The sequence below is a fragment of the Pseudomonas sp. IzPS59 genome, assembly GCF_014863505.1.
GTDB classification, from domain to species: Bacteria; Pseudomonadota; Gammaproteobacteria; order Pseudomonadales; family Pseudomonadaceae; genus Aquipseudomonas; species Aquipseudomonas kribbensis.
In genome coordinates this window covers 1704433-1722214 of sequence record NZ_CP062251.1, presented here as the reverse complement: position 1 = coordinate 1722214, position 17782 = coordinate 1704433, and the positions used below count along the sequence as shown (strand labels likewise).

The 17782-nt window shown below is 61.1% G+C and carries 20 protein-coding genes; 7 read left to right on the top strand and 13 right to left on the bottom strand.

The window, feature by feature from the left end; all coding sequences use genetic code 11:
• Window positions 1–2: 2 nt before the first annotated feature.
• From flgH to IF189_RS07785, 4 genes are all read right to left on the bottom strand, one after another.
• Complete coding sequence (flgH, locus tag IF189_RS07800) at window positions 3–698, bottom strand: flagellar basal body L-ring protein FlgH (RefSeq protein ID WP_007965503.1); 696 nt, start codon at window positions 696–698, stop codon at window positions 3–5.
• Between the two features lie 53 nt (window positions 699–751).
• Entirely contained in the window at window positions 752–1537 is a 786-nt protein-coding gene (gene flgG / locus IF189_RS07795; RefSeq protein ID WP_007958342.1) for a flagellar basal-body rod protein FlgG, read from the bottom strand.
• Window positions 1538–1582: 45 nt separating this feature from the next.
• Window positions 1583–2323 (bottom strand): flagellar basal body rod protein FlgF, encoded by a 741-nt coding sequence (locus tag IF189_RS07790; protein ID WP_085710427.1) that lies wholly within the window; start codon window positions 2321–2323, stop codon window positions 1583–1585.
• Window positions 2324–2527: 204 nt separating this feature from the next.
• On the bottom strand, window positions 2528–4090 hold the full coding sequence (locus tag IF189_RS07785) for a sigma-54-dependent transcriptional regulator (RefSeq protein WP_085710425.1): 1563 nt from the start codon (window positions 4088–4090) through the stop codon (window positions 2528–2530).
• A gap of 268 nt (window positions 4091–4358) precedes the next feature.
• On the opposite strand from IF189_RS07785, the gene phhA reads away from it, so the two are divergent.
• From phhA to IF189_RS07760, 6 genes are all read left to right on the top strand, one after another.
• On the top strand, window positions 4359–5150 hold the full coding sequence (phhA, locus tag IF189_RS07780; RefSeq protein WP_041073052.1) for a phenylalanine 4-monooxygenase: 792 nt from the start codon (window positions 4359–4361) through the stop codon (window positions 5148–5150).
• A 110-nt stretch (window positions 5151–5260) separates the two neighbouring features.
• Window positions 5261–5617, top strand: coding sequence for a 4a-hydroxytetrahydrobiopterin dehydratase (locus tag IF189_RS07775; RefSeq protein ID WP_003222798.1), 357 nt, complete (start codon window positions 5261–5263; stop codon window positions 5615–5617).
• Window positions 5617–6810, top strand: coding sequence for an amino acid aminotransferase (locus tag IF189_RS07770; RefSeq protein ID WP_134825869.1), 1194 nt, complete (start codon window positions 5617–5619; stop codon window positions 6808–6810). Before IF189_RS07775 ends, IF189_RS07770 begins: the two co-directional genes overlap by 1 nt.
• 200 nt (window positions 6811–7010) lie before the next feature.
• Entirely contained in the window at window positions 7011–7142 is a 132-nt protein-coding gene (locus IF189_RS28970) for a hypothetical protein (protein ID WP_263860085.1), read from the top strand.
• Between the two features lie 73 nt (window positions 7143–7215).
• Entirely contained in the window at window positions 7216–7398 is a 183-nt protein-coding gene (locus IF189_RS07765; protein ID WP_085710421.1) for a hypothetical protein, read from the top strand.
• A gap of 95 nt (window positions 7399–7493) precedes the next feature.
• On the top strand, window positions 7494–8681 hold the full coding sequence (locus IF189_RS07760) for an MFS transporter (protein WP_192553564.1): 1188 nt from the start codon (window positions 7494–7496) through the stop codon (window positions 8679–8681).
• Here the strand turns inward: IF189_RS07760 and arfB are convergent.
• The 9 genes from arfB to IF189_RS07715 form a co-directional block, all read right to left on the bottom strand.
• A complete protein-coding gene (gene arfB, locus IF189_RS07755) occupies window positions 8678–9091 on the bottom strand; it encodes an alternative ribosome rescue aminoacyl-tRNA hydrolase ArfB (RefSeq protein ID WP_134825867.1) in 414 nt (137 codons plus the stop codon). The two genes, IF189_RS07760 and arfB, sit on opposite strands and share 4 nt — an antisense overlap.
• A gap of 21 nt (window positions 9092–9112) precedes the next feature.
• On the bottom strand, window positions 9113–9808 hold the full coding sequence (locus tag IF189_RS07750; RefSeq protein WP_134825866.1) for a pentapeptide repeat-containing protein: 696 nt from the start codon (window positions 9806–9808) through the stop codon (window positions 9113–9115).
• A gap of 108 nt (window positions 9809–9916) precedes the next feature.
• On the bottom strand, window positions 9917–11332 hold the full coding sequence (locus IF189_RS07745) for an amino acid permease (protein ID WP_192553083.1): 1416 nt from the start codon (window positions 11330–11332) through the stop codon (window positions 9917–9919).
• A gap of 848 nt (window positions 11333–12180) precedes the next feature.
• A complete protein-coding gene (rluB, locus tag IF189_RS07740; protein ID WP_134825864.1) occupies window positions 12181–13392 on the bottom strand; it encodes a 23S rRNA pseudouridine(2605) synthase RluB in 1212 nt (403 codons plus the stop codon).
• Window positions 13393–13547: 155 nt separating this feature from the next.
• The gene (locus IF189_RS07735) at window positions 13548–13745 is read right to left on the bottom strand and encodes a DUF1289 domain-containing protein (protein ID WP_134825863.1); all 198 of its coding nucleotides are present in this window, start codon (window positions 13743–13745) and stop codon (window positions 13548–13550) included.
• Window positions 13742–14761: an SMC-Scp complex subunit ScpB gene (scpB, locus tag IF189_RS07730; protein WP_134825862.1), complete on the bottom strand. Its 1020-nt coding sequence runs from the start codon at window positions 14759–14761 to the stop codon at window positions 13742–13744. The genes IF189_RS07735 and scpB overlap by 4 nt, the downstream gene beginning before the upstream one ends.
• An 11-nt stretch (window positions 14762–14772) precedes the next feature.
• Window positions 14773–15471, bottom strand: a complete 699-nt coding sequence (locus tag IF189_RS07725; protein WP_170931588.1) for a segregation and condensation protein A — start codon at window positions 15469–15471, stop codon at window positions 14773–14775.
• 120 nt (window positions 15472–15591) lie between these two features.
• Window positions 15592–16221, bottom strand: coding sequence for an L-threonylcarbamoyladenylate synthase (locus IF189_RS07720; RefSeq protein ID WP_096822250.1), 630 nt, complete (start codon window positions 16219–16221; stop codon window positions 15592–15594).
• Window positions 16222–16234: 13 nt separating this feature from the next.
• Window positions 16235–17098, bottom strand: coding sequence for a PHP domain-containing protein (locus IF189_RS07715; protein WP_114881867.1), 864 nt, complete (start codon window positions 17096–17098; stop codon window positions 16235–16237).
• 87 nt (window positions 17099–17185) lie between these two features.
• Between IF189_RS07715 and IF189_RS07710 the strand changes: the two genes are divergently transcribed.
• Window positions 17186–17782, top strand: coding sequence for a septation protein A (locus tag IF189_RS07710; RefSeq protein WP_085710410.1), 597 nt, complete (start codon window positions 17186–17188; stop codon window positions 17780–17782).

Below are 17782 nucleotides of genomic sequence, written 5' to 3'. Positions count from 1 at the left end.
ACCTAGAAAGGGAACAGCGGGCTGAGGAAGAAACGGTCGAACCAGCCTGGCTGACTCGCATCGGCGAACGAACCGGTGCCCGAGTAGGTGATGCGCGCATCGGCGACCCGGGTCGACGACACGGTGTTGTCGGTGGCGATGTCATCGGCGCGTACGAGGCCGGCGATCCGCACCAGTTCATCACCGGTGTTGAGAGTCATCCACTTCTCGCCACGCACGGCGATGATGCCGTTCGGCAACACGTCGGCGACGGTCACGGTGATCGAGCCGGTCAGGGTGTTGCCCTGGGCCGCCTTGCTGTCACCCTTGGTCGCGCGGTCGCCGCTGTAGCCGACGTCCAGGCTCAGATCGTTACCGCCCAACGGATTGTTGGTGGTGCCACTGCCGCCGAACAGCGAAGTCAGGCCGATGCCGGTCTTGCTGTTCTTGGCCACTTGCGAGTTGGCGTTCTTGCTGGCCTGGGTCTTCTCGTTCAGGGTGATGGTGATGATGTCACCGACCCGGAACGCCTTGCGGTCGCTGTACAGGTTCTGTTCGAAACCGGCCTGATAGATCGAGCCGTTGTTGGCGGCCGCCGGCAACGGCGTACGCGGCAATACCGGGGCGTAGTAAGGGTCATTGGGCTTGGGCGTCGGAGCGACGCAGCCCGCGAGCGAGACGACCCCACCCAATGCCAGAACAGATACGAAGCGTTTCATGACCCTTACCTCACGGTGTTGCAGGCGGCATCATGGCCGCCTCATAGACTTGATTACAGATTCTGCGTTACGAACGAGAGCATCTGGTCGGCGGTGGAGATCACCTTGGAGTTCATCTCGTAAGCGCGCTGGGTGGTGATCATGTTGACCATCTCTTCCACGGTGCTGACGTTGGAGGTTTCCAGGGTGTTCTGCAGGGTGGTGCCGAAACCGTTCAGGCCCGGAGTACCGACTTGCGGCGCGCCGGAAGCGGCGGTTTCCAGGAACAGGTTGTTGCCCACGGCCTGCAGGCCGGCCGGGTTGATGAAGTCGGCGGTCTGCAGGTTACCGATCACTTGGGACGCGGCGTTGCCGGCAACGGTGATCGACACGGTGCCGTCACGGCCGACAGTGAAGGTCTGGGCGTTGTTCGGGATGACAATCGCCGGCTCCAGCGCGAAACCGCTGGCGTTGACGATCTGGCCATTGGAGTCGAGGTGGAAAGTACCGTCACGGGTGTAGGACGTGGTGCCGTCCGGCTGCAGGATCTGGAAGAAACCACGGCCGTCGATGGCCATGTCCAGCGGCTGCTCGGTGGTTTGCAGGCTGCCGGCGGTGAAGTTTTTCTGGGTGCCGACGATGCGCACACCGGTACCCACTTGCAGACCCGACGGCAGTTCGCTGTCCTGGGTCGACTGGGCGCCTGGCTGACGCTTGATCTGATACAGCAGGTCCTGGAACTCGGCGCGGTCACGTTTGAAACCCGTGGTCGACACGTTGGCCAGGTTGTTGGAAATGGTGGTCAGGTTGGTGTCCTGGGCGGACAGACCGGTTTTGGCAACCCATAGAGCCGGAAGCATTCGATTCTCCTCGTGCGCCTGTTTTACGGCGCGACGTTCTGATAATTAGCTGATCTGCAAGACCCGAGCCATGGCCTGGTCGTCGTCTTTGGCGGTGTTCATCATCTTGACGTGCAACTCGAACTGCTTGGCCAGGGCCAGCACCGAGGTCATCTCTTCCACGGCATTGACGTTGCTCGACTCCAGGAAACCCGACACCAGCTTGACGTTGGCATCGGCCGGCGCAGGTTGGCCGTCCTTGGTGTAGATCGAACCGTCCAGGCCCTTGTTCATGTTCTTGATGTCCGGGTTGACCAGTTTGATCCGGTCGACTTCGGCCATGACGCGCGGGCCTTCGCCCATCGCACGGATACTGATGGTGCCGTCTTCGCCGACTTCCACTTGCTGCTCCGGCGGAATGGCAATCGGACCGCCATTGCCCAGCACCGGCATGCCGTTGCCGGCACGCAGCACGCCAAGGGCGTCGATATTCAGGCTGCCGGTGCGCACGTAGCTTTCGCCGCCGTTGGGGTTCTGCACGGCAATGAAGCCGTTGCCGCTGACGGCCACGTCGAGGTCACGCCCGGTCTGCACCAGGGAGCCCGGAGTGAAATCGGTGGCAGGCCGTTCGCTCATGGCAAACGCACGCGCCGGAAAGCTGTCACCGAACACCGGCATCGAACGCGCCTGCTCCAGGTCGCGCTGAAAACCATTGGTGGAGATGTTCGCCAGGTTGTTGGCATGAGCCTTTTGCGCCAGTGCGTTCTGGCTGGCGCCGGTCATTGCCACATAAAGGTACTTGTCCACACTCTTTCCTCTGCATGCCGGACGTTTGCCGCCCACCGCTGTACTGCTGAGCCACAAGCAATTTGCAGACCAACTTTTTTCTGACAGCCAGGAAGCCGATAAACAAAGGACTTGAGGGGTTTTGCGGGAAAGAAGGAAATGTATCGAAGACGAAAAACCGGCGGTGTCATGCCGCTTCGCGGCAATCAACCAGGCCGGTCGGGATCACTCGGACGCGTCTTTGCCGACTTCGTATTCACGCAACTTGTTGGCAATGGTCGTATGGGAAACCCCAAGCCGCTTACCCAGTTGCCGACTGCTCGGGTGCTCGGAATACAAACGCTCCAGCACCGCTTTCTCGAAGCGCCCGACAATCTCGTCCAGCCCGCCTTCGAGGGAGAAATCGCCAAGCGGCTGACGCACACCATAGTCCGGCAGACGAATATGCTCGGCCTTGACCGTCCCGCCATCGCACAGCGAAACCGCCTGAAACAGCACGTTCTCAAGTTGCCGCACGTTGCCCGGCCAGTGGTAGTGGCTGAGCCGGTCCATCGCCGCTGGTGCCAGTTTCGGCAGCGGGCAACCGATCTGCCGGCTGGCCTGATCGAGGAAGTGCTCCACCAGCGGCGTCAAACCGTCGAGGCATTCGCGCAATGGCGGAATGTGCAGGGAAAGCACGTTGAGGCGGTGATACAAATCCTGGCGGAATTCCCCCCTCGCACACAGCTCCGACAGATCCACCTGAGTGGCGCAGATGACCCGCACATCCAGATAAACCTCTTCATCACTGCCCACCCGCCGGAAGCAACCATCCTGCAGGAAGCGCAGCAATTTCACCTGCAAGCGCGGGCTCATTTCGCCGACACCATCGAGGAACAGCGTGCCGCCCGCCGTCAGTTCCAGCAGCCCGAGCTTGCCTTCCGCCCGCGCACCCTCGAAGGCACCGGGGCCGTAGCCGAACAGCTCGGTCTCGGCCATCGACTCCGGCAGCCCCGCACAGTTGAGCGCCATCAACGGCGACTGGCCGCGCGGGCTCGCCAGGTGACAGGCCCGCGCCAGCAACTCCTTGCCGGTGCCGGTTTCGCCTTCTATCAATAGCGGCGCATCCAGTGGCGCCATGCGCCGGGCTTCGCGCACCACCGCCGCCATCACTTTCGAGCTCTGAAAAATGCTGTCGAAGCCACGCAACTCCTGCTTGCGCACGTTATAGATGCGCTCGCCGACCCGGTCCGCCCGGTGCAGCGTCAATACCGCACCGGCCATGGCCTCGCTGTCATCGTGCTCCGACTGGAGGGGAGCGATGTCGGCCAGAAAGATGTCGCCCTTGACCTTGACCCGCATGCCGTTGATTCGCGACTTGTTGGCGCGCACCAGTTCCGGCAGGTCGAAATCCTCGGCGTAACGCGACAGCGGAATCCCCGGCACCTCGTCCACCCGCACGCCGAGCAACTGCGCCGCCGCCCGGTTCGCCGCAACAATGGAGCCGCCCATGTCAATCGACAGCACCGGAAACTCCAGCGCACCGAGCAATGCATTCAGCTCCATGTGCCGGCGTTCGCTGGGCATCAGCCCTACCCGCTTCACACCAAACACCCCGGCGATGGCTTCGAACTTCGGCCGCAACGCCTGGAACTGCAGGTTGATCAGGTTCGGGCAATGCAGATAGATCGCGTTGCCGTGCTCACCGCCGACCTCGCCGCGGGCGACGTTGATCCCGTACTCCACCAGCAGATTGAGAATGTCGCGCAGGATGCCGATGCGGTTCTGGCAGTGGACTTTGATACGCATATAAAGGACCGAAACAGGTAAAGGGGCGGATTTTTCTGTGCCGCCCACAAGATAGTCGTCAAGATTATGTGACAGACACAGGTCGTTTCAAACCCGCGAATCACCGCAATCACGACTTATCGCACAAAGCGTAACGATAATTTTACGATTTAAAGAGACTTTTCCTACCCGACGGTTCTTCAACCTGCTGCAACACGGCACGCTCTGGGGTATTTCTCAGTCCATAGCAGGACATAACAAGAACGAATTCCCCTCGCAGGAGAGCAGTATGAAGCAGACGCAATACGTGGCCCGCGAGCCCGATGCGCAAGGTTTTATCGACTACCCCGCCGAAGAACACGCGGTGTGGAACACGCTGATCACCCGCCAGCTGAAAGTGATCGAGGGTCGGGCGTGCCAGGAATACCTGGACGGTATCGAAAAACTCGGCCTGCCCCACGACCGCATCCCGCAACTGGGCGAGATCAACAAGGTGCTCGGCGAGACCACCGGTTGGCAGGTCGCCCGCGTCCCGGCGCTGATTCCCTTCCAGACCTTTTTCGAATTGCTCGCCAGCAAGCAGTTTCCGGTGGCCACCTTCATTCGCACCCGTGAAGAACTGGACTACCTGCAAGAACCGGACATTTTCCACGAGATCTTTGGCCACTGCCCGCTGCTGACCAACCCGTGGTTCGCGGAATTCACCCACACCTACGGCAAGCTCGGCCTGCAAGCAACCAAGGAAGAACGCGTTTACCTGGCGCGCCTGTACTGGATGACCATCGAGTTCGGCCTGGTCGACACCCCGCAGGGCAAACGCATCTATGGCGGCGGCATCCTGTCCTCGCCAAAGGAAACCGTTTACTCGCTGTCGGACGAACCTGAACACCAGGCCTTCGATCCGCTGGAAGCGATGCGCACGCCGTACCGCATCGACATCCTGCAACCGCTGTATTTTGTCCTGCCGAACCTCAAGCGCCTGTTCGATCTCGCCCACGAAGACATCATGGGCATGGTCAAGCAAGGCATGCAGCTGGGTCTGCACGCACCGAAATTTCCGCCGAAACCAAAAGCTGCGTGAACCGTGGCTTTTACTTACAAGTGAGTCTGTCAGTCGTCGCGGCTTTGGTTTAGCGTGACGACATTGTCAGCCAATATAAAAAAACACCTCTAGATTTCAGGAAGTACACCATGTCCACCTTGAACCAAGCCCATTGCGAAGCGTGCCGTGCCGATGCTCCACAGGTCAGCGATGAAGAATTGCCGATCCTGATCAAGCAGATCCCTGACTGGAACATCGAAGTACGCGACAGCATCATGCAGCTGGAAAAAGTCTTCCTGTTCAAGAACTTCAAGCACGCCCTGGCCTTCACCAACGCCGTCGGCGAGATCTCCGAGGCCGAAGGTCACCACCCGGGCCTGCTGACCGAGTGGGGCAAAGTCACCGTGACCTGGTGGAGCCACTCGATCAAGGGCCTGCACCGCAACGACTTCATCATGGCCGCGCGCACTGACGAAGTGGCCAAGACTGCAGAAGGACGCAAGTAATGCACTTCGACGCCATCGGCCGGGTGCCCGGCGACCCGATACTCGGCCTGATGGAGGCCTACGCGCAGGATTCCAACCCGCGCAAGTTCGACCTCGGCGTGGGCGTCTACAAGGATGCCCAGGGCCTGACGCCGATTCCCGAAGCGGTGAAAATCGCCGAGGCGCGTCTGGTCGAGAGCCAGGACACCAAGACCTACATCGGTGGCCACGGCAATCCGCTGTTCGGCAAGGTCATCAATGAGCTGGTGCTCGGTGCCGATTCTGCACTGATCGCCCAGCAGCGTGCCGGCGCCACCCAGACGCCGGGCGGCACCGGTGCCCTGCGTCTGGCGGCGGACTTCATCGCGCAATGTCTGCCGGGCAAAGGCGTGTGGCTGAGCAACCCGACCTGGCCAATCCACGAAACGATTTTCGCGGCCGCCGGGGTCAAGATCAGCCATTACCCGTACGTCGGCAGCGACAACCGCCTCGATGTCGATGCGATGCTCGCCGTGCTCAGTGAAGTGCCGAAAGGTGATGTGGTGCTGTTGCACGCGTGCTGCCACAACCCGACCGGTTTCGATCTGAGTCACGACGACTGGCACCGCGTGCTGGACGTGGTGCGCAGCCGTAATCTATTGCCACTGATCGACTTTGCCTACCAGGGTTTCGGCGACGGTCTGGAGCAGGACGCATGGTCAACCCGGCTGTTCGCCGCCGAGTTGCCCGAGCTGCTGATCACCAGTTCCTGCTCGAAGAACTTCGGTCTGTATCGCGACCGCACCGGTGCGCTGATCGTCTGCGCGAAAACCGCCGACAAGCTCATCGACATCCGCAGCCAGCTGGCGCATATCGCCCGCAACCTATGGTCGACACCACCGGATCACGGCGCGGCTGTGGTCGCGACGATCCTCGCCGACCCGGAGCTGAAACGCCGCTGGGCCGACGAAGTGGAAGCCATGCGTCTGCGCATCGCCCAGTTGCGCAGTGGCCTGGTGGAAGCGCTGGAGCCCCACGGTCTGCGCGAGCGTTTTGCGCACATTGGCGTGCAACGCGGGATGTTCTCCTACACCGGCCTCTCGCCGGAACAGGTGAAAAACCTGCGCGAGCATCACAGCGTGTACATGGTCAGCTCGGGCCGGGCCAACGTCGCCGGGATCGATGCGACGCGCCTCGACCTGCTGGCCGAAGCGATCGCCAACGTCTGCAAATAAACAAATGTCAGGGGCGGCGGGCACACCGCCGCTCCCACATTTGCCCTGCGTCACCCTGTCGCACTTGTCTAGACAATCCCGCCCGTCGCAACAAGCGGAATTAAAAATCTGTTTGTCATTTTTACTGCTGTATCCTTCGCAGGCTTTCTGAAAGCGCGGATCTACCAGATCTATCAACAGACTTAGCGAGGAGCGCAACCATGCACGAGATTCCCAATCTCCCCTTCCCAAGCCTGCACGTACCTGAGCAGACGACCACGCAACAAGCCGGCGCCCAACAGCCCGAGCCGAAAGAAGCCGCCGAGAGCCGCCAGGCCGACAGCGAAGAGTAAGTAACACCCGCCGTACAGACCGTGTGGAAAGCGCTAACATGCGCTTTCCACACTGCCTGAAACCGAGCCCGCCATGACCGACGAATCCTTCAACGAACACCAGGCTGAAATCCTCATCGGCGCCACCGAGAAGATGATCGAGATCTGGAGCCGCCTCTCGCCCGAGAAACAGGCCGCCCTGCTCGCCCGCTTCGGCAGCGAAGAAAACGCCCTCGCGGCGCTGGTCACCACGCAACTGGTCGCCCCGGCCAAATAGTTTTACTTTTCCCCGCCGCAGCATCGTCCACGCCGGTATCATGAGCAGCCTATCTATTCTGCTCTCCCCGTGGATCGTTACCCATGTCGTCCTCTATGCCAGAACCCCAGCGCCCCCTGGCGGTCACGCTGCAAGTCGTTTCCATCGTCCTGTTCACCTTCATCGGCTATTTGAATATCGGCATTCCGCTGGCCGTGCTGCCCGGTTACGTCCATAGCGATCTGGGTTTCGGCGCGGTCATTGCCGGTCTGGTGATCAGCGTGCAATACCTCGCCACCCTGCTCAGTCGCCCGTATGCCGGCAAGATCATCGACAACCAGGGCAGCAAACGTGCGGTGATGATTGGTCTGGCCGGTTGCGGCTTGAGCGGTGTGTTCATGCTGATTTCAGCGTGGACGCCCAATCTGCCGATGCTCAGCCTGATCAGCCTGTTCGTCGGGCGACTGGTGCTGGGTAGCGCGGAAAGTCTTGTCGGCTCGGGATCGATCGGCTGGGGCATCGGTCGCGTCGGCGCGGCCAACACGGCCAAAGTCATCTCCTGGAACGGCATCGCCAGTTATGGCGCGCTGGCCATCGGGGCGCCGTTGGGGGTGTGGCTGGTCAGCCATTTCGGTCTGTGGAGCATGGGCGTGAGCATTCTGTTGCTCGCATCGCTGGGCCTGCTGTTGGCCTGGCCGAAGACGGCTGCGCCGATTGTCGCCGGCGAGCGTTTGCCTTTCATGCACGTGCTGGGTCGCGTTTTCCCGCACGGCTGCGGCCTGGCGCTGGGCTCGATCGGTTTCGGCACCATCGCCACCTTCATCACCCTGTATTACGCCACCCAGCATTGGGATAACGCCGTGCTGTGCCTGAGCCTGTTCGGCGCCAGCTTTATCGGTGCGCGACTACTGTTCGGCAACCTGATCAACCGCCTCGGCGGCTTTCGCGTAGCGATTGCCTGCCTGTCGGTAGAAACCCTGGGCTTGTTGCTGCTATGGATCGCACCGGATGCACACTGGGCGCTGGCTGGCGCGGCATTGAGTGGTTTCGGCTTCTCGCTGGTATTCCCGGCGCTGGGCGTGGAAGCGGTGAACCTGGTACCGGCCTCCAGCCGTGGTGCGGCGGTCGGCGCCTATTCGCTGTTCATCGACTTGTCATTGGGGATCACCGGGCCGCTGGCCGGGGCGATCGCGGCGGGCTTCGGTTTTGCCTCGATCTTCCTGTTCGCCGCGATCGCCGCGTTGAGCGGCCTGGCGTTGAGCGTCTATCTGTACCGCCACACGTCGAAGTACCGCGAAGACTAGAAATCCACCTTGCCGCGCCCGGCCTTGATGCTGCCGCGCTTGGTCTTCGACTCCAGCCGACGCTTCTTCGAGCCCAGTGTCGGCTTGGTCGGCCGGCGCTTCTTTTCGACCTTGGTGGCGCTGAGGATCAGCTCGGTGAGGCGCTCCAGCGCATCGGCGCGATTCTGTTCCTGCGTGCGGTACTGCTGCGCCTTGATGATCAACACGCCTTCACTGGTAATGCGACTGTCGCGCAGCGCCAGCAGCCGCTCCTTGTAGAACTCGGGCAAGGACGAGGCCGGAATGTCGAAGCGCAGGTGCACGGCACTGGAGACCTTGTTGACGTTCTGCCCACCGGCGCCCTGGGCGCGGATGTACGTCAGTTCGATTTCGGCATCCGGCAGATGCACGTTGTTGGAAATCACCAGCATGGAAACACTACCTTCAAGTCGCTAAGCGACAGACAAGCCCAGTTCGGACAACAACATCGACGCCTGCGCCCGGGAAATCACCGCCCCTTTAAACAGTTTGGCATCATTGAGCCGAAAACCGCTCAGATCGGCGCCGCGCAGGTCGGCATCGGTAAATCTTGCGCCGTTGATGCGTGCGTGAGCCAGGCTGCATTCGATAAATTCGGCTTTACGAAAATCCGCATCGCTCAAGTCCGCGTCAGAGAAGTCCAACCCGCTCAATGTCGTGCGAGCGAACGACATCCCGGACAGAAACGCGCTGTTGAGCCGGGTCTCAGTGAATGACAGACCCAAACTGGATGTGTGGCTGAAATTGGCACCGGTCAACTTGCATTCCGTAAAAGCGACCTGCGCCAGTTTCGCCCGTTGCCAGCGTGTGTTGTTCAAATCACAACTGCTGAACGAGGCCTCCAGCAACTGGGCCGCTTCGAACACCGCATGAGCACCCCGACAGCCCTTCCATTGGGTAGCCTCCAGGCGAGCGCCGAAAAATTGCGTGCGCAGCAGAATGCAGCGCTGAAACTCGGCGCGATCCAGCGTCAGGCGCGACAGATCCACATCGGTGAAATCCACTCCGACAAACCGCAGCGGCAAGCGCTGAGACTCGATCAACGCCAGCACATCTTCACGCGTCAGCGCGTCTCCCTCGACCTCGCAGTGCGTTTGCACCTGTTCCATGCCCGACTCCTTCGCGATTCAATTGGCGCCGGCAGTCTATCGTCACTTCGCGTAGGACCGGGCACAAAAAAGCCGGCAGACGCCGGCTATTTTGTTGTCATCCATTACTTACTTGATCGCAGAACCGACCAACGCGCGTTGATCGCCGCGCTTGTTCTTGATCACGTAGCAGACCCACATGAACACGACCCACACCGGAATCGCGTACACCGAGATCTGGATGCCCGGGATCAGCAGCATCACGCCGAGGATGAACGCCACGAACGCCAGGCAGATGTAGTTGCCGTACGGGTACCACAGTGCCTTGAACAGCGGCTTCTGGTTGGTCTTGTTCATGTGCTGGCGGAATTTGAAGTGCGAGAAGCTGATCATCGCCCAGTTGATCACCAGCGTTGCAACCACCAGCGACATCAGCAACTCCAGCGCGTGCTGCGGCATCAGGTAGTTGAGCAGCACAGCCACCAGCGTTACCGCTGCCGAAGCCAGGATCGAACGCACCGGTACACCGCGCTTGTCGATCTTCGCCAGGCCTTTCGGTGCATCGCCCTGCTCGGCCATGCCCAGCAACATGCGGCTGTTGCAGTAGGTGCCGCTGTTGTACACCGACAACGCTGCGGTCAGGACCACGAAGTTGAGGATGTGCGCGGCAGTGTTGCTGCCGAGCATCGAGAACACCTGCACGAACGGGCTGCCGCTGTAGGAATCGCCCGACGCGTTGAGGGTTTCCAGCAGGCTGTCCCACGGGGTCAGCGACAGCAGGATGACCAGTGCACCGATGTAGAAAATCAGGATCCGGTAGATCACCTGGTTGATCGCTTTCGGAATCACGGTTTTCGGCTTGTCGGCCTCGGCTGCGGTGAAACCGAGCATTTCCAGACCGCCGAAGGAGAACATGATGATCGCCATGGCCATCACCAGACCGCTGACGCCGTTCGGGAAGAAGCCGCCGTGAGACCACAGGTTGCTCACCGACGCCTGCGGGCCACCGTGACCGCTGACCAGCAGGTAGCTGCCCAGGGCAATCATGCCGACGATCGCCACGACCTTGATGATCGCGAACCAGAATTCGGCCTCACCGAAGACTTTGACGTTGGCCAGGTTGATCGCGTTGATCAGCAGGAAGAACGCCGCAGCGGTGACCCAGCTCGGAATGTCCGGGGCCCAGTAGTGAATGTACTTGCCGACCGCGGTCAGCTCCGACATGCCCACCAGGATGTACAGGATCCAGCAGTTCCAGCCCGACAGGAAACCGGCGAAACCGCCCCAGTATTTGTGCGCGAAGTGACTGAAGGAACCGGCCACCGGCTCCTCGACGATCATCTCGCCGAGCTGGCGCATGATCATGAAAGCGATGAAGCCGCAGATGGCATAGCCGAGGATCATCGACGGGCCGGCGGATTTCAGCACCCCGGCCGAGCCGAGGAACAATCCGGTACCGATCGCGCCACCGAGGGCGATCAGTTGAATATGGCGATTTTTCAGGCCGCGTTTCAGCTCGCCTGATTGCGAGTTTTGTCCACTCATGAAAAAGGTCTCACGCAAGGTTTGATGATGTTCAGTAGACGTTGCTGCAAGGTTGCGATTTCAACCAACCTTGATCAAACCCCAGCGCAGGCACCAGGAATTCAGCTTTCTTACAACGGTCATGCGTCACCTGTTTGTTTTTATCTGTGACGAAATCGAACCCGACACGCTTGTGACGCGGCGGAGTGAACAAGGCGGATAATCCTTGAGGTTTGCGCGATTACGCAGAGGGTCACAGTTAAAACGCGGCGCATTGTACACCGCTAACCCCCTGCTGCCAGACCCCGCTGGATCAGCGTGTCGGTTGCCGGGATTGCGTGTGTCCGCCCCGAGAGGCTCGGGCGGCTGCAAAAATTGAGTCAGGCCTTTGCAGGCCATCGGCGTGGACGATGGAAAATCCGCCCCACGTGGAGAAGTGAAAATGGATATCGGCGTTCATTGCGCCTCCTTCTTGTTATGCACCTGCACGACAGGCATGGGGCGCATCTCACCTCTCAATCGAACCTGAAACAAGCACGCCAGAGCCTTGCGCCAGGCCCGGCGGACGGGGCTTCGGCAGATTTTCCTTACAGCCTGGCAGTGGCACAGGATCCACGGGACTTCGCAGGGTTTTTCGTAAAAATTTGCTGACAGTGCGTAACGTAAAGTTTCCACTCCAGACCCGTCGAAGCCGAGAGCGATGCTTGACGTTAGCTGGCTAACTATCTGAAAGACGTCAATTTTTTTGTTTTAAAACAAGAAAAAAACACCCCCAAAAAAGAAATAAAAAATCCAAAAAAAAACGCCAACCCTGAGGTTGGCGTTTCTGTTTTCAGCTTGAAGCTTGCCGCTCGACGCTTACAACTGCCTTATTCCGGCTTCTTGCGACCGAAACCCGGGCGCTGGCCGGAACCGGCCGGGGCGCCACGACGCTTGCCCGACGGTTTGTCATCGTCAGCCAGTTTGATGCCTGGACGCTTCGGCGCAGGCTTGGCCGGACGCTTGGTCTCGGCAGGACGATCCGCCACCGGCGTACCGCGACCGGCCGGTGCACGACCTTCACCGCGCTCGGTACGGCCGCGCGGAGCGCGTTCGCCATCCGGACGCGCTACCGGCTTGCGACCCGGACGCTCGCCTTCGATCTGCGGCTCACGCACGGTACGCGGGCCGGCAGCCGCCGGTGCGCCGTTGGCCGGACGCAAGGTACGTACGCGCTCGGTACGAGGCATCGGGCGCGACGACTTGCGCTGCATGCGGTCGAGCTTGTCTTTGCTCTTGGCGTTCAGTTGCGGCATGGCCACCGGGGTCAGACCGACTTCGGCGCTCAGCACGTCGACTTCGTACTGGCTCATTTCGCGCCAGCGGCCCATCGGCAGGTCGGAGTTGAGGAACACCGGACCGAAACGCACGCGCTTCAGGCGGCTGACCACCAGGCCCTGGGATTCCCACAGACGACGCACTTCACGGTTGCGACCTTCCATCACCACGCAGTGATACCAGTGGTTGAAGCCTTCGCCGCCCGGTGCCTGTTGAATGTCGGTGAAACGCGCCGGGCCGTCTTCCAGCACAACGCCGGCCTTTAGGCGCTCGATCATCTCGTCATCGACTTCGCCGCGAACACGGACTGCGTACTCACGGTCCATCTCGTAGGACGGGTGCATCAGGCGGTTGGCCAGCTCACCGTCGGTGGTGAACATCAGCAGGCCGGTGGTGTTGATGTCGAGACGGCCGATGTTGATCCAGCGACCTTCTTTCGGACGCGGCAGCTTGTCGAACACGGTCGGACGGCCTTCCGGGTCGTCACGGGTGCAGATCTCGCCGTCTGGCTTGTTGTACATGATCACGCGGCGGACCGATTCGGCGGCCTCTTCGCGCTTGATGACCTTGCCATCGATGGTGATTGCATCGTGCATGTCGACGCGCAGACCGAGGGTCGCCTCTGCGCCGTTGACCTTGATCCGGCCTTGGCTGATCCACGCTTCCACGTCACGGCGCGAGCCGACGCCGATACGGGCGAGGACTTTCTGCAGTTTTTCGCCTGCTGGGCCGATTTCCTGGTCGTCTTTCTGGTTGTCACTCATCTGTGCACCTCCCGGTGTGATCTGTTCAGCGGCTCTGGATCGGGCCTGCCGAAGCATTGAAATCTGGGTTTTCGGGCGAAGGGATCGCCGAAGGGTCGCGAATCATACGCGGATGTGTTCGTTCGCGCATCAGAGACTAGTCTATCGAGGCCAGGTTATTTCTTTTTCCGCCGACCGGCGCTGCCGAGCTTGATCAGGCGCAGCGCGGCTTCGGCGAGCACCGTGCGCTTGTCGTCCTTGTCGAGTTTCTTCCAGGCCCTGATCTCGCGCTTGCTGCGACCGCAGCCGAGGCAGATGTCATCGCTGAACTTGCAGAGGCTGATGCACGGATCTTTGGTCGAGCTCTGGCTCAATCTTCGAACTCGCGGCGTTCGGCCTCGATGGCCTCGGCCAGGGCGCGGGCTTCGGCTTCTTCTTCGCTCAGTTCTGGCTCGGGCTCTGGTGCGGGTTGTTCGAGGCGAGCAACGGCGGCCAGCAGTTTTTCACGGGCTTCGGCCACGCCGAGCGCGTCGTCTTCCTGCTCAGGCTCAGGCTCGGACTCAAACTCCGATTCAGGCTCAAAATCGACCTCAGCCTCTGCTTCGAACTCAACGTCGGCTGGCGGCTCGACCGGATCTGACTCAAACCCGGACGGCATCGGCTCGCCATCCGCGACATCACGCAGCAAATCGTCGAAGTCGGTCTTGATCCCCTCCTCCATGCTGTCCAGTTCCAGCAGCAGCGAGTGGAAACTGGTTTCCTCCTTCGGCTCTTCCGGCTCGGCGCTGGCATCGGCCAGCTCCTGCAAGCCCGCAGGCACGGGGGCGTCGTCGAAGTCGAGTACCGGGTCCGGCTCGATCTCGCGCAACTCCGCCAGCGGTGGCAGTTCATCGAGGCTCTTGAGGTTGAAATGATCGAGGAACAACTTGGTGGTGGCAAACATCGCCGGTTTGCCCGGCACGTCGCGGTAACCGACGACGCGAATCCACTCGCGCTCCATCAGCGTCTTGACGATGTTGGTGTTGACCGCCACGCCCCGCACGTCTTCGATCTCGCCGCGGGTGATCGGCTGGCGATAGGCGATCAGCGCCATGGTTTCCAGCAGGGCCCGGGAATAACGCTGCGGGCGTTCTTCCCATAGGCGGCCGACCCACGGTGCGAACTTCTCGCGGATCTGCAGGCGATAGCCGGACGCGACCTCCACGAGCTCGAACGCCCGCCCCTCGCAGGACTTGCCGAGCAGGGTCAGGGCTTTCTTGAAGACCGGCGGCTCCGGCCGCTCGCCTTCCTCGAACAACTCGTACAGGCGTTCAAGGGTTTGCGGCTTTCCCGAGGCCAACAGAAAGGCTTCAAGCAGGGGCGCCAGCTCGCGGGGTTCACTCAGGTTCATGTTCGGACTCGTTATTCGACTCGGGCTCGCACGTGGATCGCGGCGAACGGCTCATTCTGCACCAGCTCGACCAGCGATTCCTTGACCAGTTCAAGGATCGCCATGAAGGTCACTACCACACCGAGCCGGCCTTCCTCGGCGGTGAACAGCTCGACGAACGGCACAAAGCCGCCGCCCTTGAGCCGCTCCAGCACATCGCTCATGCGTTCGCGGGTGGACAGTGCCTCGCGGCTGACCTGATGGCTTTCGAACATGTCGCCACGGCGCAGCACTTCGGCCATGGACATCAGGATTTCTTCCAACGCCACATCCGGCAGCAACTTGCGCACCGTGACCTGCGGGGCGTCGAGCTTGGGCACGATCACGTCGCGACCGACCCGGCTCAGGCCATCGATGCCTTCGGCCGCAGCCTTGAAGCGTTCGTATTCCTGCAATCGGCGGATCAGTTCGGCCCGCGGGTCTTCCTCTTCTTCCTCGACGGTTTCGGCCCGGGGCAGCAACATCCGCGACTTGATCTCGGCCAGCATCGCGGCCATCACCAGGTATTCGGCGGCCAACTCCAGACGCACCGACTGCATCAGCTCGACATAGCCCATGTACTGGCGGGTGATTTCCGCCACCGGGATGTCAAGGATGTTGATGTTCTGTTTGCGAATCAGGTACAGCAGCAGGTCGAGGGGGCCTTCGAAGGCTTCGAGGAAGACTTCCAGGGCGTCCGGCGGAATGTACAGGTCCAGCGGCATTTCCGTGACGGCCTGGCCATAGACCATGGCAAACGGCAGTTCCTGCTGGGCACCGGCCTGGGGATCAACGGTTTCTACTGCGGACATTCAGGCCTCGACCATGAACGGCGCAGGATCGCCGCAACCGACGCGGACCACTTCCGGATCGTCGCCGGTCAGGTCGATCACGGTCGACGCCTTGATACCGCCGAAACCGCCGTCGATGATCAGGTCCACCTGATGCTCCAGCAACTGACGCATTTCGTACGGATCGCTCAGCGGGTCTTCATCGCCGGGCATGATCAGGGTCACGCTCATCAGCGGTTCGCCCAGTTCGGCAAGCAGCGCGAGCGCGATCGGGTGGCTCGGTACGCGCAGGCCGATGGTGCGCTTCTTCGGATGCAGCAACAGCCGGGGCACTTCGCGGGTGGCGTTGAGAATGAAGGTGTAAGGACCCGGCAGGTGGGCTTTCAGAATACGGAAGGTGCCGGTGTCGATCTTGGCGTAATTGCCCAGTTGCGACAGGTCGCTGCAGATCAGCGCAAAGTTGTGCTTTTCATCGAGCTGACGCAGGCGTCGAACGCGCTCGATGCCGTTCTTGTCGCCGATCTGGCAGCCGATTGCGTAGGAAGAGTCCGTTGGATAGACCACCACCCCGCCCTTGCGGATGATCTCGACGGCCTGTTTGATCAGGCGCGCTTGCGGGTTTTCCGGATGGATCTGGAAAAATTGACTCACATTCTCTACCTGTTCAGACGGCGGCAATAACTGTGTCATGTTTGAACCGACACCACAGGGGTGGAAGGTCCTCAGGGAGCGGCCGGTACTGGCCGATCTCCGACCAGCCTCCAGGGCCATGAAAATCACTGCCGGCGCTGACCAGCAGACCAAACTCACGGGCAAGGATCGCCAGGCTACCCACCTGTTCCGCAGGCTGATGGCCGTTGACCACCTCGAGCGCCTGTCCGCCCGCTTGAATATAGTCGGCAATCAGCTTTCGGCGCTTGCTGCGCGTGAAATCGTAGTGCCAGGGATGCGCCAGGCTGACCCAGGCCCCGGCGGCGCGCAGCGTGCCGACGGTGTCTTCGAGGGTCGGCCAGTGTTGCTTGACGTCCCCCAGCTTGCCGGCGCCGAGCCATTTGCGAAACGCCTCGGCGCGATCCTTGACGAAACCTTCACGCACCATCCAGTCGGCGAAATGCGGGCGGGCCGGTGCATTGCCGCTGTCGCCCAGTTCCTGCTGGATCTGCCGCGCGCCGTCGAGGGCGCCGGGCATGCCTTTGAGAGCGAGCTTGCGGCTTATTTCTTCAGACCGCAGCCAGCGGCCATCGTGCAGACTGGCGATCGCCTCGACCAATGGCGCGGCGTTGACGTCGAAACCGTAGCCCAGCACATGAATGGTCGCGCCGCCCCAGGTGCAGGATAGTTCGACGCCGTTGACCAGTTGCATGCCCAGCGCTTCGGCGGCCGTGCGCGCTTCGGCGAGGCCTTCGAGGGTGTCATGATCGGTCAGGGCCAGGATTCGCACGCCGTTTTCGAACGCACGCGCAACCAGTGCCGCAGGCGCCAGGGCGCCATCGGAGGCCGTGCTGTGGCAGTGCAAATCAACATTCACGGGGATGTGTAACCTCAAATCAGCTGGCGCTATCGCGCGCCCATATGTTTGTTATTATGCCGCCACATCCAGCTTCTGGCTCTCACTGTGAAACAATTCATCGATTTCATCCCGCTTCTGCTGTTTTTCATCGTCTACAAACTCGATCCACGCACCGTCGACGTTGCCGGCCATGAGTTGACCGTAGGCGGTATCTACAGCGCCACCGCCGTGCTGATCATCAGCTCCCTGGTGGTCTATGGCGCGCTCTTCATCAAGCAGCGCAAGCTGGAAAAGAGCCAGTGGCTGACCCTGATCGCCTGCCTCGTGTTCGGCAGCCTGACCCTGGCCTTCCACAGCGAAACCTTCCTGAAGTGGAAAGCCCCGGTGGTCAACTGGCTGTTCGCCCTGGCCTTCATCGGCAGCCACTTCATCGGTGACCGCCTGCTGATCAAGCGCATCATGGGCCACGCGCTGACCCTGCCGGACGCCGTCTGGACCCGACTGAACATCGCCTGGATCGGTTTCTTCCTGTTCTGCGGCGCCGCCAACCTGTTCGTCGCATTCACCTTCCAGGACTACTGGGTGGACTTCAAGGTGTTCGGCAGCCTGGGCCTGACCGTGCTGTTCCTGGTCGCCCAGGGCATCTACCTGTCCCGTCACCTGCACGACGCCGATACCACAACGCCAAAAACCGAGGACTGA